The following is a 25,000-nucleotide window of genomic DNA, read 5'->3' as shown; positions in this document are numbered from 1 at the left end:
TCCTCTCGCTTCGGGACCGGAAGGTCCTCCACGGGGGGGGAGGGGCAAGGCGTCATGCATGCAACAGGGCCGTCCGGGCCGTCGTCCGTAGGTCCGTTCCGGGCGGTGACAGAGCTCGGGCAGGGCGGCATGGGATGCGTGCTGCTCGCTGTGGCCCCCGACGGCCGCCTCGTCGCGGTCAAGCAGGTGCACCCCGAACTGGCCGAGGACGACGGGTTCCGCGCCCGGTTCCGGTGTGAGGTGGCTGCCTCGCGCACGGTGTCCGGGGCGTACACCGCCGCCGTGATGGATGCCGACACCGAAGCCCAAGAGCCCTGGCTGCCTCGGTCTTCATCCCCGGCCCCACCCTGAGCCAGGCACTGGACGCCGCGGGCCCGTTACCGGAGGAAGCGGTGAGGCTCCTTGCGGCGGGCCTCGCCCAGGCGCTGGTCGACGTGCACCGGGCGGGCCTGGTCCACCGCGACCTGTAGCCCTCCAACGTCCTGCTCGCCGAGGACGGCGTACGCGTCATCGACTTCGGCATCGCCCGCGTCGCCGAGGGTACGGAGGCGACCGAGCTGACCCAGACCGGCTGGGTGGGCGGCTCGCCCGCGTTCATGTCACCGGAGCAGGCGGAAGGCCGCGAACTGACTGCGGCCAGCGACGTGTTCTCACTCGCCACGGTCCTGGCGATGGCCGCGACCGGCGAGAGCCCCTTCACGGGTACCTCGATGGCGGGGACCCTCTACAACGTCGTGCACCTCGAACCCGACCTGTCGGCCCTCACGCCGGGCCTGCGCAGGGTCGTCGGGCCGTGCCTGGCCAAGGACCCGGCGGCCCGCCCCACCCCCGAGCAGCTCCTCACACTCCTCGGACCGGTCGCGGTCGCCGACCGACCGTGGCCGCCCGCCGTGCACCGGACGATCACCGCCCAGCGGGCCGACATCGACCGGCTGCTCGGCGACACGGACCGGACGCCCGTACCGGCCCCGGCCCCGGCGCCAGCCCCAGCCCCGGCCCTTCCCGCCGACACGGGAACGACCGCGCCGAGTCGGACGCCCGCCGCCACGGCGCCCCTGCCCCCGCCCCGTCGGCGCACCGGAAGGACCGTCTCCCTGATCACGGGCGGTGTGCTCGCCGTCGTCGGCATCGCGGTCGGGGTGTACGTGTGGAAGAGCGACGACGCACCGGTGCCGCTGCGTTACGCGAAGGCGCCGATCTGCTCCGAGGCGGCAGCCCAACTGCCGCTGCCCGCGCGCTCGGACGCGTTGGACTACTACCGCGAGGGCTATCAAGGCGCCTCAAGCAGCTGCGCGTGGGGAAAGATTTCCGGCGACCCCACGGAGATCAGGATCGACGGCCTGGTCGACGATGTCCACGCGTTCGTCGGCTGGGAACTGAAGCGCGACGCCGAGGAGGCCGATCAGCAGCGCAGGGGATTCCGCGAGAAGGCCGCCAAGGAAACCAGGGCGACGGACCTCGGCTTCGGCGACGAGGCGTACTGGAGCGCCCCGTAGGTGACGTACCCAGATCCGGAGGAACACTGCAACCTGACGGTCCGCGACGGCAACCTCGTGGTCCGCGTGGCCCTGGGCGGGGAGGAACACCCCGCATCGACCTGCAAGCCGGAGGTGCAGGAGATCGCCCGCGCCGCCATCGCGGCCATGCCCCGCTGAGGTACCGGGCCGCCACCACGCCTTGTGCGTGGTCCGGGAACAGGCCGTCCCGTGCCGAGTTCGGATGTTGCCGGGCGCCCCGAACAGACGAGGGTTAGGGTCGTTGTGATCATTTGTATGACGGCGATCGGGGGACGATATGCGTGCGGTGATGGTTCTGGACGATCCGGCGGCGACGCTGGAGATCGCGGGCGGCAAGGGGTCCGCGCTGGCCGAGCTCGCCCGCGCCGGGTTACCGGTGCCGGACGGCTTCCATGTGACCACCGCCGCGTACCGCGCCTTCGTGACCGCCGCGGGTCTGGCGGAGCGCATCGAGGAGGCGCTCGGGCAGCCCGACGCGGGGAAGCGCATCCGCGCCTTGTTCACGGAGTCCGAGCTGCCGGGCTCCCTGCGCGAGGCGATCGTCACGGCGTACGCCCGGCTTGGCGAAGGCCAGGACGGCGGCCACGGCGACGCGACCGTGGCCGTTCGCTCCTCGGCCACGGCGGAGGACCTGCCGGACTTCTCCTTCGCCGGCCAGCAGGACACGTACCTCAACATCCGCGGTGAGCAGGCGCTGTTGAGCGCGGTCCGCGACTGCTGGGCGTCCCTGTGGACGGACCGGGCCATCACCTACCGCGACCGGGCCGGGATCGCCCATCAGGACGTGACGCTCGCGGTCGTGGTGCAGAAGTTGGTGGCGGCGGACGCGGCCGGCGTGATGTTCACGGTCGACCCTCTCGGCGGCCCCGCCGACCGCATGGTCCTGAACGCGGCGTGGGGCCTGGGCGAGGCCGTGGTCAGCGGCCTCGTCACACCCGACACGATCTACGTCGACCGCGCGACCCTGGAGATCACCGACCGGCTGACCGCCTCCAAGGAGATGATGACCGCCCCCACGGAGGACGGCACCCACGAGGTGGCCGTGCCGGCCGACCTGCGCGACGCCCCGGTCCTGAGCGACGCGGAGGCAGGGGAACTGGCGCGGCTCGGCACGCGGATCGAGGAGCTGTACGCTGAGCCGCGCGACATCGAATGGGCCCGCGAACAGGGCCGGTTCCTCATCCTGCAGGCCCGGCCGATCACCGCCGCCGCTTCGCCCCGGCCCGAGGTGTGGAACGACAGCACCGGCACCGAATCGCTCTGGACCAGCGCCAACCTCGGCGAAGCCGTGCCCGATGTGATGACGCCCGCGACCTGGTCGTTCGTACGGCAGTTCATGCGCGAGGTCATGGTGGGGGCCACCCTGGAGGGGCGGCCCATGTACGGCAACATCGGTGGCCGCTTCTACATGAACCTCTCCGTCACGGCCACGCTGGCGGCCGCCTTCGGGCAGGGCAGGAAGTTCGCGCAGGCCAACGAGCTGGTCTTCGGCCGGCTGCCCGAGGGTGTGGAGATCCCCCTGCTGCCGGCCTCCAAACTGCACGTGTGGCGCGACACGTTGGGAGAGGCCGCCCGTGTGGTGAGCCGCATCCGTGCCAACGGCAAGCACCTGCCGACGTTCCTGGAAGAGGCACCGGCGCGCTGCGAGGGTCTGCGGGCCCGGGTGAGCGGCGCCCCGTCCGCCGACGAGCTGCGCGAGCTGTGGGACACCGAGGTCGGCGAGTACTTCCGGCTCTGCTGCCACATGCTCCAGGCGGCCACCCGCAAGGACGGCGACACCCTCGTCAAGGTGCGCGGCGCGCTCCGGGACCTGGTCGGTGAGGAGGACGCCGACCTGATGACGACGGGCCTCGGCGACGGAGCCCGACTCGCCAGCATGGGACCGCTGTTGGGCCTGGAACAGCTGGCGCGCGGGGAGATCGACCGCGACACGTACACGCGGACGTACGGTCATCGCGGCCCGCACGAGTTCGAGATCTCCCTGGCCCGGCCCGCCGAGGACCCGCAGTGGATCGACCGACAGCTCGCCGCGCTGAGCAGCGTCCAGCAGGACGCTGACGCCCGCCTGGGGCGCCAGGCCGAGGCGCGTGCCGCGGCATGGGAACGGTTCGCCGCGCGCCACCCGAACCGGGTCGACGCGATGCGCCGCACCGTGGACCGGTGGGCAGCCTCGGCCCGCCTGCGCGAGGCGGCGCGTACCGAAGTGGCCCGGGTCTTCTGGCTGTTGCGTGACGTCGTCGTACGCGCCGGTGAACTGACCGGCCACGGTGACGACCTCTTCTTCCTCGACGCGCGGGAAATCCAGACCGTGCTGGCCGGGGACGAGCGGCCGCTCGCCGCGGTGCCGGCGCGGCGCGCCGCCTACGAGCTGTACCGCTCCCTGCCGACCTATCCCACGCTCATCCGGGGCGAGTTCGACCCGCAGACCTGGGCGGCGGATCCGAACCGGCGCGCCGACCTGTACGACGCGCACACCACGGTGCCCCCCTCTGACACGGTCAGCGGTTCACCGGCCTCGGGTGGCGTGATGGAGGGCATCGCCCGAGTCGTCGCCACGGTCGAGGAGGGCGAGACCCTGCGCCCAGGCGAAATCCTCGTGACGACCGTGACGAACATCGGCTGGACCCCCCTGTTCACCCGGATCTCGGCCATCGTCACCGACGTGGGCGCGAACCTCTCGCACGCCTCCATCGTCGCCCGCGAACTGGGCATTCCCGCCGTCGTCGGATGCGGCAACGCCACGACACGGATCCGGACGGGCCAACGCATCCGCGTCGACGGCGGCCATGGGACGGTGGAGGTCTTGGCCGAGGCCTGACCGACGGTGTGAGCGGCCCCCGACCGCTCCAGCCCTCACCCCCACAACGCTCGGGTCCAAGAGGCCACTTGGGCAGCGAAAACGCAACTTCGACAGGGACCGCAGAGGCAGCTACCTTCACCTGGTCTTCGGCGATCGCCCCGGACGCAAGCCATCGAACCGGGTCCGCACCAGGCACCCCACCACCAGGGAGAGACGCATGCCCCATCTCGCGCTGTACACATTCGGCGTCCTGAAGTCACCCCTCACCGATCCCGGACCTGTCACCCGCGAGTTCTACGAAAGGGGTGAGGCGGTCTACCGGACGATCAGCCAGCACCCCGGCTACCTCGCCCACGCCGAGGCGGCAGAGGCAGGCCGGGGCGCGCTCTTCGGCGCGGACTGGGGTGCATGGGGAGAGTTCGCCGTACCGACCTGGTACGGCAAGGGCCGTACGGTGGAGACCACCGCCCTGGCCGCGACCCTCTCCCTGTGGACCGACCTGCACCCCGCCTTCGACGCCATCTACAGCGGCCTGCACCGCGAGGCGTTGAACAGGCGTTACGACTGGTTCGAGAGGACAGGACAGCCGAACTATGTGCTCTGGTGGGTCGGCGACGACGTGATACCCACCTGGCAGGAGGGCGTCTCCAAGCTGGAACACCTCCGCGACCACGGCTCCGCGCCGGACGCCTTCACCTTCCACCACGCGTTCGCCCCGGAGGGAACCGCGACGAGGATCGACGGCATCGGGCCGAAGAGCGACGCCTGAGCCGCGGGGGAGAGGCGCGTACCTGCGGCTTCGCCCCCCGACCTCGCCTCAAGGCCCCGCAATTCCAGCCATTATTGCCATGTCCCTGACATGAGCCCTGACAGTTCAGGGTGGCTGTGGGACTCTCCCGGCACGCACTCCGCACCCCCCTGAGAGGCCCAGCGCCTCGTCTACCCCCACCAGTACGTGGCATGGAGGAGCGAACCATGAGGCACAGCACGCCCATCGCGCACAGCACTCACACCTCCCACACCGCGCACGGCACTCACCCCACGCGCAGGCTCCGCATCTCCCGCATCGCCCCGGTCGCGATGCTGGTCGTCGCGGCGGCGTTCGCCGGTACCGGCAACGCCCTCGCGGACGGCGCCGGAGCCGGCGCCCAGGCCGCCGACCTGAAGGTCGACGGGGTGATCGTGGTCGCCGGCAACAGCTGCACCTGGACCAACGCGAGCACCAGCGCGGCACCCCCGAACGCCCTCACCGTCAACCGCGCCACGATCAACACGCCTGGAGGCAATCTGGCCTGTAGCGGCGGCATCGTCGCCACCCTCAACAACGACCCCGCCTTCACCTTCGACGATGCCGCCGCCACGGCGCGTACCGATCTGATCGACATCACCGGCAAGCAGAGCTTCATCTCCTGCCGGTACAAGGCGACCGGCATCGTGTGGGACCGCGACGGGGTGACCCGCAAGTACATCAACCGGGCCTTCAGCGCCACCAAGACCTCGGGCAGCTTCCTGTGCCCGGGCTCGGTCGCCACCCCCGCCGGGGACGCGTCCATGCTGTTCCGCTGACCCCACCGTCCCCACCATCCCCACCACGCCGCCTCCTGGGCGGGTTCCGGCGAAGCGCCCCCGTCCCGGACCCCGGCTGCGGCGCCCGGCCGGTCCCGATTCAGGGACCGGCCGGACCCACGAGGCCGCGGGCGAACACGCAGAGGGCCTGGGCGATGCGCTCGTGGGGGATCCCGAGGGTGTTGCGCTGATGGTGGTAGAGCTGCGGGGCCAGTGGGCCGAGGGCGAGGTCGGCGAGCGCGTCGGGGTCCGGGGCGCCAGCGGCGACGAGCAACGTGCGCACGTGCAGGCGCCAGAAGCCGTACGCGCCGGTGGCGAAGCGGGCGGCCCCGGTCTCCGCACCCAGCGCGAGGGGCAGATGCCGCTGGAGCAGGTCCAGGTACGCGACGTAGAACGCGGCCAGGCGTTCCGCAGGAGGCGCCTGCGGCCCCAGCGGGGGCGGACCGTAGATCATCTGCCCCTGTAGCCGGCGTTCGTGCTCGTCCAAGAGTGCCGTGGCGACGGCGGCCGGGTCGGCGAACGACCGGTAAAGGGTCGCACGGCCGACGCCCGCGGCCTTGGCGATCTGGTCCATCGTCACGCTGCTCGGATCGTGCGTGGTGAACAGCAGCTCGGCGGCGGAGAGGATCTGCGCGCGATTGCGCACCGCGTCGGCGCGCTGGCGCGGTGCGGTGGTGCCTCGGGGCACCGCTTGGAGATCGCCGCGGAGGACTGCGGGCGGGGCGGGACGCTCGTCGCCGTTACTCATGCGGATCACCTTACTTGTCACCCCATTAAGTGGACGCCTTGTCCGTTTGGCATGCTGCAGGCTATGTTAAATGAGACGACCGTCCGTTTAGAACGAGGGGGAACAAGGTGAACGCTGCGCTGCTCGCGGCAGCCCTGCTGGTCGGATGCCTTCTGGCCGTCCAGGCTTCGGTCAACCTGCAACTGAACAAGGCCGTAGGGACCCCGTACGGCGCTTCCACCGTCCAACTGGGCGTGGCCACCGGTCTCCTGGCCGTCCTGGCGGCCGTGACCGGCTCGCTCGGCGCGCTCGGGAAGATCCCCGACGTCGAGTGGTGGCACCTCCTGGGCGGTCTGGCCAGCCCCCTCTACATCACCAGCGGCATCCTGCTTTTCCCCCGGCTGGGAGCCCTGGCCTCGGTCGGGCTGTTCGTCACCGGGCAGATGTTCTCCTCGCTGGTCCTGGACCTGGGCGGCCTGTTCGGGCTGGAGGAGAAGGACCCGAGCCCCGGCATCGCCCTCGGCGCACTCGCCGTTCTCGCCGGCATCATCGTGATCATCCGCGGGCAGCAGGCGACCGCCCCGCCCGGAGCCCCGGCGATGTCACGACCGGGCCGGATCGGATGGATCGCCCTCGGCCTCGTCGCCGGCGGCGTGCTCCCGGTGCAGGGCGCGGTCAACGCCGAGCTCCGGCACGGTCTCGGCGCCCCGATCGCGGTGGCGGCCTTCAGCTTCACCGTGGCCACGCTCACCATCGCCGTCGTCCTGCTGGTGCTGCGCCTGACGGGCAGGACCCCCGCGCCGCGGCTGAGCCCGCTGAAGGCGATGCCCTGGTGGGGCTGGCTCGGCGGAGCCTGCGCCGCGGGCTATGTCACCGGAACGTTCCTGCTGATCCCCGAGATCGGCGCCGCGGTGACCGTCGGGCTGACGGTCACCGGCCAGCAGCTGACCTCCGCCCTGATCGACCACCGGGGCATGTTCCGGCTGCCGACCCGGGTGCTGAACATGCCGCGCCTGACGGGACTGGGCCTGCTGCTCGCCGGATCGCTCGCCATCCAACTCGTATGAACGCGCGCCCACATGCTCCTGCCCCGCCCCTGAAATGCTCTGCAAGGAAAAGGCCATTGCCCATGGAGACCTACGCCGTAGGGCCCGCACTGCACGCGCTGTCCTCCCCACTGCCCCTACCCGACCTCGGTCTGCAGCCGGTCAACGCCTACCTGCTGCGCGGTGAGCAGCCGATGCTGGTGGACACCGGAATGCCCGTGGACCGTGACGCCTTCGAAGAGGCGCTGTGGTCACTGGTCGATCCCGCGGACCTGCGGTGGATCGCGCTCACCCACGACGACCGCGACCACACCGGAAGCCTGGCGCGCGTCCTCGCCCGCGCTCCCCGCGCCAAGGTCGTCACGAACGGCATAGCGCTCACCCGGTTGTCCGAGGAATTCGACATCCCGCGTGAGCGGGCGGTGACGGTCAACCCCGGGAGCCGGATGTCGATCGGTGACCGGACCATCAGCTTCCACCGGCCGCCCACCTACGACTCGCCGGGCACCCTCGCGCTCTTCGACCACGCGGCCGGCACGCTGTTCAGTTCGGACAGTTTCGGCACCGTCCTGCCCGACGTCGTGCGGCACTTCGGTGACGCCGACGAAAGGGAGTTCTTCGAAGGCTTCGACGTCCTGAACCGGGCGATCGCCCCCTGGACGGCCCTGGTCGACGCGCAGAAGTTCCAGCGCACCGTCCGGACGATGTCCTCCCTCTCCCCGGCCCGGCTGCTGTCCGCCCACGGGCCGACGGTGGAGGGCCGCACGGTCACCTCCCTGATGGAGGCCATGGCCCGCATCCCGTACCTCCCGACGTGGCTTCCGGGCGCGGACACCGACCTCGAAGCCGCCCTCGACGCGCACGACGCCCGAGCCGCCGCCTTACGGTCCGAGCCCCGCTGATGCTCTGAAACCAACCCATTTCGCCATTTTCCTCGACCTACCACCGACCCCAGGAGTCACCTTGAGCACCGTCGCCGCACCCCTGACACCGCCACCGGGCATCATCACCGTCTTCTCGGACATCTGGTGTTCCTTCGCGCACATCGCCATCCACCGTCTGCACACCACCCGCAGGAGGCTCGGACTGGAAAACCAGGTCAGCTTCGACCTGCGGGCCTTCCCCCTGGAGCTCCTCAACGACGCCCCCAGCCCCCGCCCCGGAACCGACAGCGAAGTCGGCCGGATGGCCAGCCTGGAACCGGCGGCCGGCTGGCAGCTCTGGCAGGCCAAGGACTGGCTCTACCCCTCCACCGTGCTGCCCGCACTGGAGGCGGTCCAGGCCGCAAAGGCGCAGTCCCTGGCGGCGTCCGAACAGCTCGACCTCGGCCTGCGGAAGGCCTTCTGGGCCGAGTCCCGGTCCATCAGCCACCGCAAGGTCATCCTGGACGTGGCCGCCGAGACCGGCGTCGTGGACGTGACGGCGCTGGCGGAGTCCCTGGACGACGGCCGTGCCCGCAGCACCCTCTCCGGCCAGGCCGCGCTCGCCCGTACCGACGCGATCAGGTGCAGTCCGCACCTGTTCCTGCCCGACGGCAGCGACTGGGCCAACCCCGGGATCGACGTGCGCTGGGAAGGCGCCTACGGCGTCGGCTTCCCGGTGATCGAGTCCGACGACCCCAAGATCTACGAAGGCCTCCTGCTGGCGGCCGCCACGGGCTAGAAGGGAGGCGGCGGCGGGCGACCGTGGCCGGGCAGGATGAGTACGAGGACCTGCCCGGCCTGAGTACGCCCGCGCAGGCGTCCCGGGGCCGGGGGCGATGGACTGGGCCCATGCCCGAGACCTTCCCCGACCTGCCGACCGACACCGCCGCCGAAACGCCCGTCACCGGCGGCGCGCTGAAGTGGGCCGCGACCGTGGCGGTGGCCCTGATCCCGGTGGCCTTCCTCTTCGGGGGGCTGGCCCCGATGGCCGCCGAGGTCCACCCCCAGACCGTGGCGGTCGTCACGGCCGGCTGGTGGGCGTCCTGGACAGCCACCCCGCTGCTCGTCACGGCCTTCTGGGTCTCCCGGCGATACCCCGCCCTGGCCGCGGCGGGCCGCTGGGCGGGCTGGATCGCGCCGGTCCCGCCCACCCTGACGATCCTGCTGGCCCTCGGCCTGTAGACGCAGGGGTGCAGCGGGCCCGCCTCACCGCCCGCCTGTCCGTCAGCGAAGACCGGCGAGCCGGCCTTCAGGCGTGAGCCGATGCCCGGCCGGGTGGGGCTGCCGGGCCCCCCGCCGCTGCCAGAACGGCAGGTGCGGCCAGCGGGTCTCCGCCGCGTACGCCTGCGCGTGGTGGCGGGCGTACGCGGCGGAGACACCGTCGAGGAAGTCCGTGTACGCGGCCAGGACCGGGCGCGGTGGCGCGCCCGCCAGACACAGGGCCACGGCGAGGCCGGCGCGGGCACCGCTGTGCAGGGCGGTGAGGATGCCCTGGGAGGAGAGCGGGTCGAAGGCCAGCGCCGCGTCGCCGGCGGCGATCCAGCCCGGGCCGCCGTACGGCGCCAGGCGCATGCCGTGGGCGGCGCTCCAGCGCGGCGCCGGTGCGCCGGTGAGGTCCGCGGCCGGGAGGCGGGCGCCGATGTACCGCGTGCCCAGGGCGGCGTCCAGGAACCCTTCCGGGGTGCGCAGGCGGGGGTCGGCGAGGTCGGGGTCCGTCAGGTGGGCGACGATCCGCCCCGCGGGGGTCAGCGTCGTGTACCACCACCCGCCCGGCACCGCTTCGACGACGGTCCTGGCCTCCCGGTCGCTCTGCCCGCCCGCGCCGACCCCGTGACGTGGCACCAGCACATGGGCGGCCACCAGCCGGTCCTGGCGCCTGCGGACCGCCCGACGCCGGGCGACGGCCGCACGCCGTCCCGTCGCGTCGACCACCCACGCGCAGCGCAGCTCCCGCGTGCCGCCCTCGCTGCGTACGAGGAGCCGCAGGCCGGCGCCCTCGTCCACGGCGTCCAGGACCCGTCCGCGGAGCGGCTCGGCGCCCGCCGCATGGGCGGTCTCCCGCAGGAACGCGTCGAAGCGCAGACGGTCCAACTGCCATCCCGCGCCGTACGGATCCTGCACCGGGCCGCGTTCGTGCAGTGCGGGCGAGCCCCAGGAGAGGTACGTCCCGGTGGAGCGCAGGTGCGGCGCGGCGACGGCCTCGGGCCACAGGCCCAGGTCGCGCAGGAGCGGCGTGGCGGCCGACGGCAGGCTTTCGCCGACCTTGTGGGCGCCCGCCGCGGGCACGAGCGGCTCGTCCACGATCGCCACGCGCCGCCCGGCCCGCGCGAGCACGAGGGCGGCCACCGCCCCGGCCGGCCCCGCACCGGCCACGACCGCGTCGTACGCCTCGCGACGCGTCACCGCCGGCCCCCGGGGCCGGCCGGCGCACACCGCCCCCACGCACGCTGCCCCCACACCTGCCGGTTCATCGCTTGCCCGGGAAGCGGGCGACCTTCTCGATGTAACCCGCCGACAGTTCCTCGTCGGGTTCCTCCGCGAGCGCGATGGCAGTCGCCAGGACGGCGTCCCGCAGCCGTTCGTCGGCGGCGAGCGGCACGTGCAGGCTCAGCAGGTTGCGGCCGCGCGGTGGTGCCGGCTCGGCGGGGAAGGACACCTCGGACTCGACGAGCATCTCGGCAGGCAGCAACGGGTCATCGGTCACGCCCCGACGGCGTTCGACCAGGCCCAGCCGGCCGAAGTCCTTCACCATGGCGTTGATGTTGGCCTTGTAGGGCGTGGGCAGCCAGCGGTTCCACGGGGAGCGCTGTGCGAACGCCGCGAGCCGCTCCTCGCGCGGCCGCGTGCTGTCGACGGCGACCAGGTAGTCCTCCTCGGTGAGGACGTGGTTGGGCACCCGCGCGGGCCAGAACGTCGGCAGGTACGGGTCGTACCGGCTCTCGTACCCGGAGCGGCAGCTCGCGGTGTCCGTCTGCCAGGGCACCGCCATCCAGCGGGTCAGGTCGCCGGGCCCCTGGGCGTACACCGGCCCGTCGTACTCCAGGGCGCTCTGCGGCGTGAGGACCTTGCCGTAGGAGTGCTCCGGTTCGCTCTCCGTGCGGTGGCGGATGCGGAACGGCGCGCTGTACAGCGTGGTGCGGCGCATCGGCCAGGTGAGCTCGCACCCGGGGTGGAAGGCGTCGGCGAGGCAGAAGGACAGCGCCGCGCGGTCCAGGGCGGCGGGCCGGTCGGCGAGCGGCAGCCGGTCGAGTTCCAGGGGCGCGGTGTCCGCGCCGAGGACCAGGTCGGGGACGAACTCGCCGAGGGTCCAGCGCGCCAACAGCCGTGCCTGGAGCGGGGAGATGGCGAGGTGCTGGCGGGCGGAGATGGGGGGCAGGCTCATCGCGTCGCCGTAGACGGGCGGCCAGGGAACCGGTGACGAACCGTCCCGGTCGTGATCGCGCATGGTCTTCGAGATCTGCCGGCGCAGCTCCTCGTGGCGTGGGCCGGGGTCGGCGAGGGCGGACAGCAGATCGGGATCGAGGAAGTGTTCGCGGCCGCCGTGACCGAACAAGGTGGCCAGGCCCTGGTTGACCCATTGCAGCTCGCACAGGCGGCGCAGGATGGGCAGGATGTCGCGGGTGAAGGAGACCTGCGCCGGCTCCGGCAGCGCTCCGGTCGCCGTGAACGCGTCGCGGACGAGGTCGTACAGCGTACGGACCGACTTCAGCTCGGGGGCGTAGCTGGGCGGGCCGACCACCACCCAGGCCGGATCGACCGGCAGCGCGCGGTCGTCGACGCGTACCTCGGCGGTGACGGGACCGTCCGAGATGTCGTCGTACCAGCCGTCGTTGTTGGCGAAGGTGTCCGCCGGCTTGTGGTCGACGGACTCGGCGACGCCGCGGCCGCCGAGGAAGACCAGCCGCCCCGCCCCGTCGGTGCGCAGTTCACCGAGGTAGACGGGGATGCGCAGGAACGTCCCGGTGTCGAAGCGCAGTTCGGGACCACCGGCGCGGTCACGGCCGTGTACGGAGCGGGGGCCGGGGTCGATGATCAGCTGGGCGCGGTCCGCACCGCCGACCAGCGGATTGCGGAGCTGGCTCTCTTGCGCCTGGGCGGCCTCGTCGATGTCCAGGGCCAGCTGGAACTGGTACCAGGCGCCCTTCTTGTTGGCGACGTGCACGGTCCAGCTGATGTCGGCGTTGGCCGCGGTGAGTTCGGCCACCGGCTGCCCGGCCGCGTTGTAGCCGTAGACCCGGAACCGCGCCGCCTGCCGCTTCAGGGCGCCCGTCGCGTCCTTGTACGAGCCGGTGGGCAGCGGCGGCTCGTCCTCGGTCTCGGGGCCGAGGAAGAACTCGTCCGCGCTGTCGCCGACCCGGGCGACGCCGATCGCGGGGTGGATGGCGGCTCGCACGATCCGGGTGTCCTGCCCCGAAAGCGCGGCGACGGTGAAGCCGCGGGCTTGGGGGGCGTGGGGGTCGTGAGGGTCGTTCTCCGGGAGTCCGGCGGACGGGGAAGCGGAACTGACGGCCATGGCTCGATCTCCCGCGATGCGGCGCCACCGGCCTGTAGGGGCTTACGGGGGCGCGGGCGTGCAGGGGCACAGGGGGTGCACGGAGTGCTCGCGGCTCTGGGCGCGTGGTGCAGCAGGCGTGCATCGTGCGTACAGCTCTCCATGCTGACAAACGAGCGCGCGACGCGCGACCCAAGGGCGGGCGAGACACCGAGTCGCACGTCAGCGGGCGCGCCCCCAGACTGGAAGCCGGATGGCATGCGGCGCGAGACCAAGCCCCGGCCCGGACCTGCGCGGTCCGCAAGTCCGGCGGCCGGGGGGCCCGGGGGATCAGCCCAGTGGTCGCCTGGACTCGGCGCGCACCTTGAGGGTGGTCTCGGCGACCTTGGCCAGATCGACGGAACCGGGCTTCTGCTGAGCGATCTCCGGGGTGATGACGCCGACCGAGGCGCCGGTGTTCCCGTCCGCCCAGGCGCAGAGGGGCAGAGTGCTCTCGACGCCGTCCTGCCTCATGGTCAGCACCTGGCAGGACAGCGTGATGTCGGAACCGGGGGGCCGGATGTCCCTCGCGGGGACCGCCACGGTCGCACCTTCTGCGTCCGCCGCGCCGCTCAGCATCTTCCTACGGGCGCCGTCGGGGTCCTTGAACTGGCCGTACATCCCGGAGATGACGAGCGCACCCTCCCCCTGGGGAGACCGGGAGGCGTACTGACCGACGGCCGGCTTGGGATTGCGGACCTTCGGGTCGTAACTGCCCTCCAGTGCTTCCTTGCCCTGGGTGTCCGACAGGTCCTCGACCAGCTCGTACGAGCCGTCCAGCAGGGTCTTGGGCACGGTGAGCCGGTGGGTGGCCTCGGGGAAGCCTGCTCCACTCGCCACGGATCCGGCCTCCGTCACCGCGCGCACCCCGAACCCGAGAGCCCCGAGCGCCACCAGTGAACCCGCCACGATCCCGATCACCAGTCCGGCCCGGTTCCTACGCGGCGGACCCGCCGGGGGCTGCCCCCAGGCGCCTTGACCGGGGTACGGCTGCAGCGGATAGGGCTGCCCCGGGTACGGCTGCTGGTGCGGGTGAGTCGAGGACTGCGGGACGTACTGGGGTCCACCGTACGGATTCGGGGGCTGCGGGGGCTGCGGGGACCCGTACGGGCCGGGGGAGTGCTGGGATGGCGGCATGCTCATGCCCGAACGCTACGTCACGGACGGTGGCCGGGCGGACGGCGCCAGCTGGTCGCCGCCGGGCGGCCCCCCTCTCAGGGTCCGAGAGGACCCCCCTCCCACACGGGGCATGCGCGCGACTGAAGGCCGGGCCGTCAGACATTTACCCACACTCCGTGCCCTTGACGGGCGCCTCAAGGACGAAGAAGAGGAAGCACATTGAGGTCGACAAGCCGTGGAAGTCTTCGGGGAACAGCTCACGGGCGGCCGGGTCCGGCTGCGGCTCGCTGATGGCGGTCATGCGGAAGCCGGCGGCGGTGAAGGCGTCGGTCATCGCATGCAGCGGTCTGCGCCAGAAACTCATCGGGGCGGACTGTCCGCCGAACGTCCAATCGAAGGTGTGGCGGGTGATCGCGAAGTAATCGGGCCGGGGATCCTGGATGGCGTAGGCCACGAAGGGGTGTTCCACCGACGCGATCAGCCGACCACCAGGCCGGAGCACGCGCCGCATCTCGGCCAGCGTCGGCCCCCAGTCCTTCAGGTAGTGCAGGACCAGCGACGCGACCACGTCGTCGAACGCACCGTCCTCGAACGGCAGCCGGTCGCGCAGATCGACCACGTGCAGGGCCGCGTCGGCACCGAGCCGGCGCCGGGCCAAGGCCAGCATCCCGGCGCTGGCGTCGATGCCGGTGACGTCGGCGCCGCGATCGCGGAGCGCGGCGGACAGGGGCCCCGAGCCGCAGCCGGCGTCCAGCACCCGGCGGCCGGCCACGTCACCGGCGAGGGCGATCATCGCGGGCCGCTCGTAGTACGCGTTCAGGAGGTTGTTCTCGTTGTCCGCCGAGTACGCCTCGGCGAAGCTGTCGTAGTCATTGGCGCATACCGCGGATATGTCGGTCACTCGGTCCATCACCGCAGCCTAATGTTCAGCCGACTCAACTCCCCGCACTGAACACGGTGTTGCGCCCCCCTTTTCGGACGTTCGAAGTGCCGGGCCCCGCCCCCTGACAGAGGGCCGGTGTTCGGGGCACACGCGGTAGTGGCTGCACCGCGCAGACCGCTTGACCCGACCACGAACAGGGAGAGAGACAGCCATGCTGATCACGGTCACCCGCTCAGGAGGCTTCGCCGGCTTGGAGAAGCTCCGCACGCTCGACACCTCAAGCCGCGCGGACGCGGCGGAACTGGAGGAACTCGCCCAACGGGCCGTCGCCCCCGTTGCCGACGGATTCCACTACCGGATCACCGTCGACGACGAGGTGCTCGACCTCCAAGACCCCTTCCTGTCCGACGCCCAGCGCACGCTGATCCGCACCGTCTTAGGCGAAGGTGCCTAAAGAAGCGCTTCGCCCCGGCAGGGTCGTCGGTTGATTCGGACGCGCCGTGGGGCCGGTCAATCACCCGTGTGAAGATCCTGCTGTGTGCGCCTGCATCGTGCAGTTCGACACGAAACCGAGCGGGGGACCTGGAGTGTTCGCGGGGAGAACGGCGCGGCTGGCGGTGAGCAACGACGGGCAGGAGCTGCTGGACCTGACCGTGGAGCCCTGGGCGGACATGCACCGCATCCCGCCGAAGGGGACCTGCATCGTGGTGACTCACGCGCCTGCGGGCGACGGCACCTGGGGTCTGCCGTCGCACCGTGACGCGCCGTTCGAAATCGAGTATCGGCCTGATTCGGTCACGGTGTGGGTGAACGGCCACTGCTTCCACCTGAGCGACAAAGAGGGCAACCCGATCGACGAGGGCGTCTATGGGGGCGGTTGTCCCGCCCAGACCCGGCCGCCTCAATGAGTGTTCGACCCGACCCGCTCCACACGCACAAGCGCGACCTGACACCTGCCACGCACGGCAAACCTCCGCAGACCTACCCGCGGGCGGGGATTGCGGGTTGCTCTCGCAGGTACCCCTGCGCATGATCAATGACATGAGTACGGAAACGGTGGTTGAGAAGACCTGGCGCATGCTGTTGGAGCGCCACCCTGACGCCCGCCGCGGGGATCCCGAGGTGATCGAAGCGGCATTCGCAGAGCCGCGCCTGCGCCAGCTGTTCCCCTTTCCGAGCCACGGCTGCCTGACCTTTCACCGGAACACAGACTTCCCGTGGAGTAACGACCTTCCCTTCATAGCCAGCTGGGAGAAGAGTTACTTGGTGTATGCCGCCGCCTGCGCCGACCTCCTGGGCGAGGTGGCTACCCCTGAAGAGGCCGCCGCGCTCGTCGTAGCGCACCTCCCGAGCGACTGCGGGGCTGCCGTAGAGGGGCCCTGGCAGGAGCCGAACTCCCCTGAATAGACGGCGCCCCTGGGACGAAGTCTCTACAAGGTCCGTTGAAGCCCCTTCGCTCCTGCCCGACCCCAACGCACCTCCCCCCGCCTGGGCAAGGCCGGCCGTCCGAGTACGACCTGCGGCGGACCATGGATGCCGTCCTCTACGTCGACCGCCTCGGCGTCCCGTGGAGATACCTGCCGCACGAACTTCGCGCCGGGGGAGACGGGTCTACGCGTACCTCGACACCTTCGCCGGGCCAGACGCCCTTTGAAGCCCGATGCGACGCCGACAGCGCGGGCCCCCACCATCCGGTGGCGGCCCGCGCTGTCGGTGTCCGGACTGTGCCGGGCTGCTGCCGCCGGGGTCCGTAGCCCGGGGGCGGCGGTATGAGCGCCGGCGCCGGGGGCGTGCCGGGCGACCCCGGGCCCCCGGCCGGGGAGGGGGCCGGGGCGGGGTGTCCGGGGTGCCGTACGGATCAGGGCGGCAGCCCCTCGTGCGGGCGAGCCTGCCGCATGACGCCGGGGGGAAGGGAGTCATGCGGCGGGGCCCGCTCCGGAAGCTCCCGCACCCACGGGTTCGCTTCCGACATTCACGCGTCTAACCCGGCTGCGGTCCGGCAAACGTGCGCGCGTCGAAGAATCTTGAGGAGATGTCAGGACCCGGTGTTCTCGCGGTACCTGAGGGGACCGCCCGGCTCACTTGAGGTGCCTGTCGAAGAACCGGTTCCCGTCCTCCACCTCGAACCACGGTGTACCGGTGTGGCCGCCCGGATTGGCGTGCAGCGTCTTCTCCGTGGCGCCGAAGGCGTCGAACAGGTCCAGCGCCCGTTGTCGCGGATTGCCCTCGTCGTCCCACTGCAGCAGGAACAGCAGCGGAACGGTGACCCGCGGCGCCTCCTCGCGCTGCGCGCGGGGTACGAACCCTCCGGCGAAGAAACCGGCGGCCGCGATGCGCGGCTCGGTCACCGCAAGGCGGATACCGACGGCGGTCCACCCCGAGTACCCGACCGGGCCGCCGATCTCGGGAAGCGCAAGGAGGGCGTCCAGGGTGGTCCGCCATTCCGGCACCGCCTTTTCGACCAGCGGGCCGATGAAGGACTCGAAGATCTCGTCGACCGGCTCACCGGCCTCCATCGCCCGGCGCAGTGCGGCGCGAGCCTGTTCGTCGGCGACGGAACGGGGCCGGTCGCCGCACCCGTAAGCGTCGATGCTGGCCACCGCGTAGCCGCACGAGGCAGCGTGCCGTGCTCGGGCCACCAGCCGGGCTGCTCCCTTGGGGAGGCCGTTGTTGTGGGCCATCAGGATCAACGGGACCGGGCCTGCGGATCCAGGCACCCACAGGGTTCCGGGGATCTCGCCGAGGGTGAACTCGCGTTCGAGGACGCCGTCGTCGAGGCGCTGCTCGGAAAGGAAATGCATGATCGTGCCTTTCGGGAGTGCTCATGAACGGCGCTCCCGGACGACCTGCCTAACGTCCGACCGTGACCCCGGAGGGGAGCACCCATGTCGATACTGCGTTCACGGGTACCACCTCCTCGTTCTCTCGCACGGCCTCCGGAAACGTAGCAGCCCGCCGTGGGTCTCCCAAGCGGGTTTTCCCTCGGAGTCACGTCCCACCCAGTCAAAGGCCGGCATGAGACGAAGGGGACCGGGTAGTCGGGGGACGACTGTTACCTCAGAGTAGGAGGAACTCCCGTGCTCTTCCTCGTAGGTGCACTGCTCGTCCTCGGCGTCATCCTCGGCGCCGTGGCCCATCTGCCGGTACCGGTCAGCGTGGCCGCCGGCCTCGCGATCGCGCTCTGGCTCGCCGTTTTCGCCGCACGTGAGCGCCTTTCGGGCCACCGCGCCGGGCGCCCCCACCATCGCCAGGGAGGTCTGTGATGAACCCGCGTACCGACACCAAGGTTCCGGCACACGCCCAGGTCCCGGCACACCCCCGCCCTCGTACCCGTGGCCGCTACCGTGACGCCGACGCGATGGCCGTCACCGCGTTCGTCCTCGGTCTGGTCGGACTCCTGGTGATGAACCTGCTGCTCGGCCCGATCGCCATCGTCCTCGGCTCCCTCGCCCTCTGGCGGCACACCACCAGGCCGGGCCGCGCCCGCCTGGGCATCACGCTGGGCGTGGCCGACCTCGTGGTCCTGGCCTTCCTCGTCACCGCCGACGACACGTGGTCGTGGAGCCTCACCTGAGCCGTACCGATCACCCCGGGCGCGAAGACGAAAACCGGCGCCGGGCAGAACGTCGCTCGGCCCGCCGCGCCCCATGGCGGACCAACGCCCAGAGCGCCACGGCGTTGATCACGGCACCGGCCAGAACCGCGACGTGGAAGCCCAGTCCGGCCCACATCTCGGGCTGCGCGGCCACCGACGTGTCCGGTGCCCAGTCGGCGGGCAGCGGGGCCGACTCCGAGGACGGGGCCGGCAGCGGGGTCGGCGGCTGTGAGCCGTAGTGGGGTTCCACGACCGGGGCCGCGTCCAGGGCGTCCGACGCGGGCCCGAAGGGGACCAACAACAGGAGGCTGACCGGCGCCGTGGCCAGCAGCGGCCATATTCCGCCGAACCCGATGTCCCCGGTCCGGCTCCCCCCTCGACCCAGACGAGCAGGGCGACCACCAGGGTCAGGTATCCGCCGGGTATCCACACCTCGGGCTTGGACCAGCGCCGTTCCATCAGGTTCCCCGTTTCGTTGCGTTCGTCCTGCCGCCAGTCTCAAGGCGGCCGGGGCACGCCACCCGAGTACGCCTACTCATCCTGCTCTGCCCTGCATACCTGGTCAGCCACGTGTACGGGGGAGGGCAAGGGCGGACCACCAGGCGGCGTGGAACCCGAACCCAGGCGGGCGGGCCTCGTCCCCCGGAACCCGTTACGGCCGGAACCCGTTACGGCGGGCGTCGTGGCCCCCCGCCCGCCGCCCCCTCCGGATCTGCAGTCCGTCAGAGGGGCACACCGGCCCGGTCCAGGACGGCAGCCATCTCGGCCTCGGGGAGCGCCGGGTTGGCACCCGCGCTGGAGGCCAGTTCCGGGACATGGAGTGCCTCGCGGAGCCGGTCGAGCGGCAGACGCGGGTCACCGGCAGCCGCCTGGCGCGTCCAGACGACGGGGTCGTGGCTGAGCCGTTCGATCAGCTCCGGGGTGGCGGCCGGGTCCCGTACGGCCAGGCGGCGGTAGTTCCCGTCGGGGTGGTCCGCGTAGCGGGCGGCGAGGCCCTCGCGGGGAAAGCGGGGGTGCGTCTCCGCCATCCAGGCGGAGAACGTCCCACCCAGCCGCGCGAACACACGCATCAGGACCTCCTCCGGAGCGTCGGGCTGGTGAATGCCCAGGAGGTTCTCCAACGTCGGGTCCTCGACGCGTGCGAGGAGGCGCAGCAGGTCGGGCGGCAGGTGAGGGCTTTGCGCGGCCGCGCGCCGCAGCAGCGGGTGGGCAGAGGTCGCGGCCCGGCGCAGCGCCTCGGAGTCGGCGAGCCCGTCCCGTACCCACCCCACGCGCTCACCCGTGTCGAAGTCCCCGACCATGACGTCGATCGCCATGCGCCGCGCCTCGTCCAGTTCCGGCCTGAGGGAGACGGCGAGCCGCACGTCCTGGTCCGGGTCGACGGCGAGCCGCTCCACGAGGTCGGCGGGCAGCGACGGGTTCTCGGCAAGGGCCGCCAAGTGCGTCCGCTCGGCGACGCACCGCTCGGCGTCGGCGCGGACGAGGAGCCCTCGGCGCAGCGCCTCGGCGGTGGACTCCGGATCGCGGAGGAGTTCGGCGGTGACGCGTGCGTCCCGTCGGCACTCCCACAGCGCGGCGTCCCGTCGCACTTCGGGGTCAGAGTCGGCCAGCAGCACCGACCGCTCGCCCGGTGCCAGGACCTCCCATGCGCGCACCGCTCGCCGGCGCGCTGCCGAGCTGTGATGAGTGGCCATGGAGGCCACGAACGACGGCGGCAGGTGGGGCGAGTCCAGAAGTGCCGTCCGGACAGAAGGGGCGGGGTCGTCGAGCAGGCGGGCGCATACGGCGTCCGGGAGCGGCGCGACCCGTCTGCGCGAGTCGTACACCTCGGGTCCGTACGCAAGAGCAGTCCGCACCTTGGGACAAGGATCGTCCGCAAGCCGGGCCCGCTGCGCAGGCTCTGCCCTGGCGCTCATGGCGAAGTCGATCCGAGCGCCCGGGTTCGGGTGGGCCAGGATCAGCGCGACGGCCGACTCGGGGAGTTCCGCCCGCTGGAGTGCGTCACGGGGCGGCCGCTCGCCGTCCTCCGCGAAGGCGAGCAGGCGCAGGAGCAACGGCGTCGGCAGCACCGGATTGCGACCGACCCCGTCCAGCGCGGACGAGTGAAACGCCACCATAATTCCCCTACCCCCGTGTCTTCACCCCGCCTGGCCCGCGACCATGATCTCCCGCCATCGGTTCATTGCCGCGCCGGCACCCTTCCGGACTCTAGCCAGCCCAAAGGCCGATCGACCGGCGTGCCCGACGACAGGGGCACGCCCCACGAAGAACTGAGCCGACACCTGGCGGTGCAAGTCGCCAGAAGCCTCGATACCCGCGCCAGGCTCGATACCGCAGCACAGGTCTGCCTGAGGGGGGTGAGCCCCGTACGCTCACACGCGTTGCACGCTGGTCGGACGGGCTGGAAAGGGGAGGGGGCTCCGCCCCTGCCACCGCCCCGCCTGGACTTGTCCGGGATGGCACTGGCGGATGCTCCGTCCTTGCAGTTGGAGTTCGTTTCTCTTGGTCAGCTGTCCTACCGTCGCCCAAGCAACCGGCCCTGCTGCTGCTTCAGGCCCGCGAACCCGTGTCGCGCGTATGCGGCTATCTCCTCACTGGGGAAGGGCACCACGGACAGGTGTTCGTCGTAGCTGCCCTGCTCCCACCGGGCGGCTGTGATCTCGTAGCCGGAAACGTGTGCGCACAGCTGAAGCAGAATCGGCGGCATCTCTGGTTCGCTCAAGAGGTCAGCGCGCTTGATGACAAGGTCGCGCATCGCCTGAATGTTCGGGAGGAAGACGGTCCTGACCCACAACCGCCACTCGGCGAGTTCCTCTTCGGAAGGCGGTATCTCATGCACGAAGGGCGACCTGCCGTCGGGACGAGCGTTGCGCTCCATGAACGCGCCGAAGATGCGGCTGTTGGCCTCCGTGAGGGCGAACAGCGGTCCGTAAAAATCGCTGAGCTGCCGATTCAAGCGAGCGATGCGCTCTTGGCGCTGCGACAGGCGCAAGCCGTTGAGATAGGTGGCTACATAGCCTGCGAACGCCAGTGCGATGGTAACGACTACTGTGATCATGGGAGGCGATGCTAGTGAGCATCGCCTCCTTTGGTCAGTCTGCGGCAGCAGATCAGGGTCGCCGCGATCCCGGCGAAGGCGAGGAAGTGCTCGGCCTTGCGTTCGTCGCGGCGGTGGAGTCGGCGGCAGCCGACGAGCCGGAGACCGTCCTCTCGATGACCCAGCGGTGACGGCCCAACCGCTGTGAAGACTCGATGCCCCTGCGGGCGCTGCGGTGCCGAATACCTCGCTTGCGGAGCCAGCAGCGGAGATGTTCGTAGTCGTAGCCCTTGTCCGCATGGAGCTTGCCAGAGCGCCGCCGACGAGGCCCTCGGCGGGATCGGATCGGTGGAATGCCACGCACGAGCGGTTCGAGGCCCTGGCTGTCGTGCATGTCGGCGCCGGAGATGCCCAGCGACAATGGCAGTCCGTTGCGGTCGGTGATCAGGTGGATTTTCGATCCTGACTTGCCGCGATCGGTCGGATTCGGTCCGGTTAGCGGCCCCCTTTTGCAGCCCGCAGGCTGACGGAGTCAATCGCGCAACGAGACCATTCCACTTGTCCTCTTGCGGCAAGTTCGTCGAGGACGACGCGATGGAGGCGAGCCCAGACGCGGGCTTGGCTCCACTGGGCGAAGCGCCGGTAGACCGTCTGCCAGCTCGGGCCGAACACCGGAGGGAGCTGCCGCCAGGTGCAGCCCGAGGTGGCCACGAAGATGATCGCGGCCAAGGCCTCGCGGTCACCGGCCCGGCGCCGGCCTCCACCCTGCGGACGCTTCACCTCCGTTGGTGGCACCACCCGTCGGAACAGAATCCACAACTCGTCCGGCACTAGGACCTGTCCGGTCGATCAAGCCGGGCTCGATGTTCGGGAAGCCGCACCGCCAGGGTGCTACGGATGCACCTCTGTCGGATCAGGCGGCGACGGGTTTGCGGTAGCGGGCGTACTCGTTCTGGCGCCGGAACCCTACGCTTTCGTAGAGGTCGTAGGATCGCTGGGGATTCGCGGTCCCGGTGTACAACCGGGCGGTCTTCGCACCGTGCTTGCGAAGACATCGCAACCCGTCCAGCAGCAGGGCCCGTCCAAGGCCCAGACGCCTCGACTCTGCCCAGATGCTCAGTTCTTCGACTTCGCCCACAGTTGGGTCGTGCCGACGGATGGAGCACAGGGCGACCCCGGCCATGCTTCCCCCGTCCCAAGCAGCCCGCCAGCAGGTCGGGTCGGCCGTGGCGAGGAAGCTCTCGAACGTCCACTTCTGGGTGGAGGCGGCATCTGCATATGAATCGACGACCGTCTTCCAGGCGGCGCGGTAGTTACTTGGATCGACCGCATCGATTCGGATGCCGGCCGGCAACGGCTTGCCGTCGGGGAGCTGTCGGAGATCGGCCAGCTCCAGCTCTACCAGGCTGAAGACACGCCGGTATCCCGTTTCGAGCAGCAGCGCCGTTGCGTCCTGTTCAGAGGCCATGGCGTTCGCGCCGAACACAGCCGTCTGTGTGGTTCCATGCTGCTGCACGAGCTGGCGGATACGGCTTTCTGCCCAGTTGAGCATGGCTGAGCCGATGCCCTGGCCGCGGTGCTCGGGCAGTAGGTAGCCGCGGTGCAGGTACAACCACGTTCCGTCCCGCTCCTGCCACCACCTGATCGTCGAGTAGCCGACGACGCCACCGTTGTGCTCCACCAAGACCTGGTTCTGGGACGGGTCGTCGAGCTTGGCGGAGGCTTCGGCGATCTCGGCTGCCGTCGGGATTCCTTCCACAACCGAGCGGGCGTCGGCCCGATCCCGCTGTGCACAGCCCAGCCGCACACCGGCCATCGCGTCATGGTCGTCGTGGCCGCGATACGGCCGGAAGACATAGCCAGGCAACCGTTCCCGCGATGCAGGGCCGCTGCCGCTGTTCACGTCCACATCAAGACCCCCGTTACGTTGGATATGCGGTGTCATCGATCACGGAAGCGTAGGCCTTGACGATCACACGGCAGAACTCGTTTTCCGCAGCATGACCGTTCGCGGGGACTTGACGGACGAGGCGTGGGACCGGCTGCGGCCGTTACTGCCCATGAGCAACGGCCGGTGTGGCAGGTAGCGGGACCACCGCCAGGTGATCGACGGCATCCTGTATCGGGTACGGACCGGGGTGCAGTGGCGTGACCTGCCGGAACGCTTCGGACCGTGGAAAACGGTCTATGAACGGCACCGGCTGTGGTCGGCTGATGGGACCTGGGAGCGTCTGCTTCAGCAGGTCCAGGCCGCAGCCGATGCAGCTGGCGAGATCGACTGGGACATCTCCGTGGACTCCACCATCGTGCGCGCGCACCAGCACGCTGCCGGCGCCTGCACCGACCCGCCGCCGACCCTGCATCAAAGGGGGCCACAACGGCAGAACACCAGGACGAAACGCCGTGGCAGAACCTGCACGGCCACCTGGTGGAGGTGGCGCATCGGGTGAGGGCCTGGGCCGCTCGCGCGGCGGCTTCACCACCAAAGTCTATCTGAGCGCGGACGGACGCTGCCGCCCGCTGTCCCTGCTCGTCACGCCGGGGCAGCGGGCGGACTGCACCCAGTTCACATCGGTCCTGGAGAAGATCCGCGTCCCACGACACGGGCGCGGCAGGCCGCGCAAGAAGCCTCAGAGCGTCGCGGCCGACAAGGCGTACAGCAACGGGCCCTGTCGCCAGTACCTGCGACATCGAGGCATCCGGCACACCATTCCGGAGAAGGCAGACAGCCAGGCCGCCCGCCTACGCAAAGGCTCACGCGGCGGACGGCCCCCAGGTTTCGACGAAGAGCGGTACAAGAAACGCAACACCGTTGAGCGAACGATCAACCGACTCAAGCAGGCACGAGCAGTCGCCACCCGCTACGACAAACGCGGATACGTCTTTCTCGGCACCGTCACCGTCGCAGCCATCGTCATCTGGCTCCGCACGTGATCGCCCGGACAGGTCCTAGCCGCTCAACGAGATTAGTCATGCACGGTTCAACGAACGACCACGCCATAAGAAACGACGCCTAACTCGCGATTGGGCCGTGGCTGTATGCCTTGTCGGCCGCGAGGCTGTCGGGCTTCATACGCGGCCGACCCGGGCCAGGTCTGGGCACCCGGACCTCCTCAAGAACCGGCTTGAACTGGGTGCAGTCCGCCCACTGACCTGGAGTGACGATTAGGGGCAGCGGGCGACTGCGGCCGTCCGCACTCAGGTGCAGCTTGCTGATGAACGCGCCGCGTGAGGGCCCAGGCCCTCGCTTCCAGCA

Annotated in this window: 25 protein-coding genes and 3 pseudogenes; 17 read left to right on the top strand and 11 right to left on the bottom strand. The window is 70.8% G+C overall.

Annotation, left to right across the window (positions count from 1 at the left end; translation table 11 throughout):
- Positions 1–105 precede the first annotated feature (105 nt).
- The 6 genes from ACF059_RS29585 (at position 106) to ACF059_RS29560 (ending at position 5,883) form a co-directional block, all read left to right on the top strand.
- On the top strand, positions 106–351 hold the full coding sequence (locus ACF059_RS29585; RefSeq protein WP_392062957.1) for a hypothetical protein: 246 nt from the start codon (positions 106–108) through the stop codon (positions 349–351).
- Between the two features lie 131 nt (positions 352–482).
- A complete protein-coding gene (locus ACF059_RS29580; protein WP_392063362.1) occupies positions 483–1,496 on the top strand; it encodes a serine/threonine-protein kinase in 1,014 nt (337 codons plus the stop codon).
- Positions 1,497–1,655, top strand: coding sequence for a hypothetical protein (locus ACF059_RS29575; protein ID WP_392062954.1), 159 nt, complete (start codon positions 1,497–1,499; stop codon positions 1,653–1,655). It begins immediately after the preceding gene.
- Positions 1,656–1,806: 151 nt separating this feature from the next.
- Positions 1,807–4,335 carry a PEP/pyruvate-binding domain-containing protein gene (locus tag ACF059_RS29570; protein ID WP_392062951.1) on the top strand — a complete coding sequence of 843 codons (2,529 nt, stop codon included), beginning with the start codon at positions 1,807–1,809 and terminating at the stop codon, positions 4,333–4,335.
- Positions 4,336–4,534: 199 nt separating this feature from the next.
- Positions 4,535–5,086: a DUF3291 domain-containing protein gene (locus tag ACF059_RS29565; protein WP_392062947.1), complete on the top strand. Its 552-nt coding sequence runs from the start codon at positions 4,535–4,537 to the stop codon at positions 5,084–5,086.
- Between the two features lie 206 nt (positions 5,087–5,292).
- Positions 5,293–5,883, top strand: a complete 591-nt coding sequence (locus ACF059_RS29560) for a hypothetical protein (protein ID WP_392062944.1) — start codon at positions 5,293–5,295, stop codon at positions 5,881–5,883.
- A 100-nt stretch (positions 5,884–5,983) separates the two neighbouring features.
- Here the strand turns inward: ACF059_RS29560 and ACF059_RS29555 are convergent, their stop codons facing one another.
- Positions 5,984–6,631 (bottom strand): TetR/AcrR family transcriptional regulator, encoded by a 648-nt coding sequence (locus tag ACF059_RS29555; RefSeq protein WP_392062940.1) that lies wholly within the window; start codon positions 6,629–6,631, stop codon positions 5,984–5,986.
- 107 nt (positions 6,632–6,738) lie between these two features.
- On the opposite strand from ACF059_RS29555, the gene ACF059_RS29550 reads away from it, so the two are divergent.
- From ACF059_RS29550 to ACF059_RS29535, 4 genes are all read left to right on the top strand, one after another.
- On the top strand, positions 6,739–7,677 hold the full coding sequence (locus ACF059_RS29550) for a DMT family transporter (protein WP_392062937.1): 939 nt from the start codon (positions 6,739–6,741) through the stop codon (positions 7,675–7,677).
- Between the two features lie 62 nt (positions 7,678–7,739).
- The gene (locus ACF059_RS29545) at positions 7,740–8,558 is read left to right on the top strand and encodes an MBL fold metallo-hydrolase (RefSeq protein ID WP_392062934.1); all 819 of its coding nucleotides are present in this window, start codon (positions 7,740–7,742) and stop codon (positions 8,556–8,558) included.
- Between the two features lie 61 nt (positions 8,559–8,619).
- Complete coding sequence (locus ACF059_RS29540; protein ID WP_392062931.1) at positions 8,620–9,318, top strand: DsbA family protein; 699 nt, start codon at positions 8,620–8,622, stop codon at positions 9,316–9,318.
- 110 nt (positions 9,319–9,428) lie between these two features.
- Positions 9,429–9,761 carry a hypothetical protein gene (locus tag ACF059_RS29535; protein WP_392062928.1) on the top strand — a complete coding sequence of 111 codons (333 nt, stop codon included), beginning with the start codon at positions 9,429–9,431 and terminating at the stop codon, positions 9,759–9,761.
- A 42-nt stretch (positions 9,762–9,803) separates the two neighbouring features.
- Here ACF059_RS29535 and ACF059_RS29530 read toward each other — a convergent pair whose 3' ends face one another.
- The 4 genes from ACF059_RS29530 to ACF059_RS29515 all read right to left on the bottom strand — a co-directional run bounded on the left by ACF059_RS29530 (position 9,804) and on the right by ACF059_RS29515 (position 15,139).
- Positions 9,804–10,982, bottom strand: a complete 1,179-nt coding sequence (locus tag ACF059_RS29530) for an FAD-dependent monooxygenase (protein ID WP_392062925.1) — start codon at positions 10,980–10,982, stop codon at positions 9,804–9,806.
- A 64-nt stretch (positions 10,983–11,046) separates the two neighbouring features.
- Positions 11,047–13,092 (bottom strand): LodA/GoxA family CTQ-dependent oxidase, encoded by a 2,046-nt coding sequence (locus ACF059_RS29525; RefSeq protein ID WP_392062922.1) that lies wholly within the window; start codon positions 13,090–13,092, stop codon positions 11,047–11,049.
- A 309-nt stretch (positions 13,093–13,401) separates the two neighbouring features.
- Entirely contained in the window at positions 13,402–14,253 is an 852-nt protein-coding gene (locus ACF059_RS29520; protein WP_392062919.1) for a hypothetical protein, read from the bottom strand.
- A 139-nt stretch (positions 14,254–14,392) separates the two neighbouring features.
- Positions 14,393–15,139 carry a class I SAM-dependent methyltransferase gene (locus ACF059_RS29515; protein WP_392062916.1) on the bottom strand — a complete coding sequence of 249 codons (747 nt, stop codon included), beginning with the start codon at positions 15,137–15,139 and terminating at the stop codon, positions 14,393–14,395.
- A 184-nt stretch (positions 15,140–15,323) separates the two neighbouring features.
- Between ACF059_RS29515 and ACF059_RS29510 the strand changes: the two genes are divergently transcribed.
- The 4 genes and pseudogenes from ACF059_RS29510 to ACF059_RS29495 form a co-directional block, all read left to right on the top strand.
- Complete coding sequence (locus tag ACF059_RS29510) at positions 15,324–15,566, top strand: protealysin inhibitor emfourin (protein WP_392062913.1); 243 nt, start codon at positions 15,324–15,326, stop codon at positions 15,564–15,566.
- Between the two features lie 163 nt (positions 15,567–15,729).
- The gene (locus ACF059_RS29505; protein ID WP_392062910.1) at positions 15,730–16,020 is read left to right on the top strand and encodes a hypothetical protein; all 291 of its coding nucleotides are present in this window, start codon (positions 15,730–15,732) and stop codon (positions 16,018–16,020) included.
- 133 nt (positions 16,021–16,153) lie between these two features.
- A complete protein-coding gene (locus tag ACF059_RS29500; RefSeq protein ID WP_392062908.1) occupies positions 16,154–16,519 on the top strand; it encodes a DUF6193 family natural product biosynthesis protein in 366 nt (121 codons plus the stop codon).
- A gap of 89 nt (positions 16,520–16,608) precedes the next feature.
- Positions 16,609–16,701: pseudogene (locus ACF059_RS29495) on the top strand (transposase); the annotation flags it as partial.
- Positions 16,702–17,190: 489 nt separating this feature from the next.
- Here ACF059_RS29495 and ACF059_RS29490 read toward each other — a convergent pair.
- Positions 17,191–17,913, bottom strand: a complete 723-nt coding sequence (locus tag ACF059_RS29490) for a dienelactone hydrolase family protein (RefSeq protein ID WP_392062905.1) — start codon at positions 17,911–17,913, stop codon at positions 17,191–17,193.
- Positions 17,914–18,189: 276 nt separating this feature from the next.
- Here ACF059_RS29490 and ACF059_RS29485 point away from each other — a divergent pair, with 276 nt between their 5' ends.
- The gene (locus ACF059_RS29485; protein WP_361952613.1) at positions 18,190–18,375 is read left to right on the top strand and encodes a hypothetical protein; all 186 of its coding nucleotides are present in this window, start codon (positions 18,190–18,192) and stop codon (positions 18,373–18,375) included.
- Positions 18,375–18,686, top strand: coding sequence for a DUF4190 domain-containing protein (locus ACF059_RS29480; RefSeq protein ID WP_392062902.1), 312 nt, complete (start codon positions 18,375–18,377; stop codon positions 18,684–18,686). Before ACF059_RS29485 ends, ACF059_RS29480 begins: the two co-directional genes overlap by 1 nt.
- Positions 18,687–18,696: 10 nt before the next feature.
- Here ACF059_RS29480 and ACF059_RS29475 read toward each other — a convergent pair whose 3' ends face one another.
- The 5 genes and pseudogenes from ACF059_RS29475 to ACF059_RS29455 form a co-directional block, all read right to left on the bottom strand.
- The gene (locus tag ACF059_RS29475; protein WP_392062899.1) at positions 18,697–19,005 is read right to left on the bottom strand and encodes a hypothetical protein; all 309 of its coding nucleotides are present in this window, start codon (positions 19,003–19,005) and stop codon (positions 18,697–18,699) included.
- Positions 19,006–19,429: 424 nt separating this feature from the next.
- Positions 19,430–20,824 (bottom strand): Mucin-2, encoded by a 1,395-nt coding sequence (locus tag ACF059_RS29470; protein ID WP_392062897.1) that lies wholly within the window; start codon positions 20,822–20,824, stop codon positions 19,430–19,432.
- Between the two features lie 398 nt (positions 20,825–21,222).
- Positions 21,223–21,765, bottom strand: coding sequence for a hypothetical protein (locus ACF059_RS29465; protein WP_392062894.1), 543 nt, complete (start codon positions 21,763–21,765; stop codon positions 21,223–21,225).
- 11 nt (positions 21,766–21,776) lie between these two features.
- Positions 21,777–22,575: pseudogene (locus ACF059_RS29460) on the bottom strand (IS5 family transposase).
- An 82-nt stretch (positions 22,576–22,657) separates the two neighbouring features.
- Positions 22,658–23,653 carry a GNAT family N-acetyltransferase gene (locus tag ACF059_RS29455; protein ID WP_392063358.1) on the bottom strand — a complete coding sequence of 332 codons (996 nt, stop codon included), beginning with the start codon at positions 23,651–23,653 and terminating at the stop codon, positions 22,658–22,660.
- Positions 23,654–23,744: 91 nt separating this feature from the next.
- Between ACF059_RS29455 and ACF059_RS29450 the strand changes: the two are divergent.
- Positions 23,745–24,678: pseudogene (locus ACF059_RS29450) on the top strand (IS5 family transposase).
- Positions 24,679–25,000: the final 322 nt, after the last annotated feature.

Origin of the sequence: Streptomyces sp. NPDC016562 (genome assembly GCF_043076955.1) — a bacterium.
GTDB lineage: Bacteria > Actinomycetota > Actinomycetes > Streptomycetales > Streptomycetaceae > Streptomyces.
The sequence above is the reverse complement of the archived record's forward strand: the minus strand, read 5'-3'. Positions and strand labels throughout refer to the sequence as shown.

Coding starts and splice junctions, on each gene's coding strand:
- ACF059_RS29570 (WP_392062951.1), top strand. CDS start 1,807: ATGGTTCTGGACGATCCGGCGGCGACGCTGGAGATCGCGGGCGGCAAG.
- ACF059_RS29565 (WP_392062947.1), top strand. CDS start 4,535: ATGCCCCATCTCGCGCTGTACACATTCGGCGTCCTGAAGTCACCCCTC.
- ACF059_RS29560 (WP_392062944.1), top strand. CDS start 5,293: ATGAGGCACAGCACGCCCATCGCGCACAGCACTCACACCTCCCACACC.
- ACF059_RS29555 (WP_392062940.1), bottom strand. CDS start 6,631: ATGAGTAACGGCGACGAGCGTCCCGCCCCGCCCGCAGTCCTCCGCGGC.
- ACF059_RS29545 (WP_392062934.1), top strand. CDS start 7,740: ATGGAGACCTACGCCGTAGGGCCCGCACTGCACGCGCTGTCCTCCCCA.
- ACF059_RS29535 (WP_392062928.1), top strand. CDS start 9,429: ATGCCCGAGACCTTCCCCGACCTGCCGACCGACACCGCCGCCGAAACG.
- ACF059_RS29525 (WP_392062922.1), bottom strand. CDS start 13,092: ATGGCCGTCAGTTCCGCTTCCCCGTCCGCCGGACTCCCGGAGAACGAC.
- ACF059_RS29520 (WP_392062919.1), bottom strand. CDS start 14,253: ATGAGCATGCCGCCATCCCAGCACTCCCCCGGCCCGTACGGGTCCCCG.
- ACF059_RS29515 (WP_392062916.1), bottom strand. CDS start 15,139: ATGGACCGAGTGACCGACATATCCGCGGTATGCGCCAATGACTACGAC.
- ACF059_RS29510 (WP_392062913.1), top strand. CDS start 15,324: ATGCTGATCACGGTCACCCGCTCAGGAGGCTTCGCCGGCTTGGAGAAG.
- ACF059_RS29500 (WP_392062908.1), top strand. CDS start 16,154: ATGAGTACGGAAACGGTGGTTGAGAAGACCTGGCGCATGCTGTTGGAG.
- ACF059_RS29490 (WP_392062905.1), bottom strand. CDS start 17,913: ATGCATTTCCTTTCCGAGCAGCGCCTCGACGACGGCGTCCTCGAACGC.
- ACF059_RS29480 (WP_392062902.1), top strand. CDS start 18,375: ATGAACCCGCGTACCGACACCAAGGTTCCGGCACACGCCCAGGTCCCG.
- ACF059_RS29470 (WP_392062897.1), bottom strand. CDS start 20,824: ATGGTGGCGTTTCACTCGTCCGCGCTGGACGGGGTCGGTCGCAATCCG.
- ACF059_RS29465 (WP_392062894.1), bottom strand. CDS start 21,765: ATGATCACAGTAGTCGTTACCATCGCACTGGCGTTCGCAGGCTATGTA.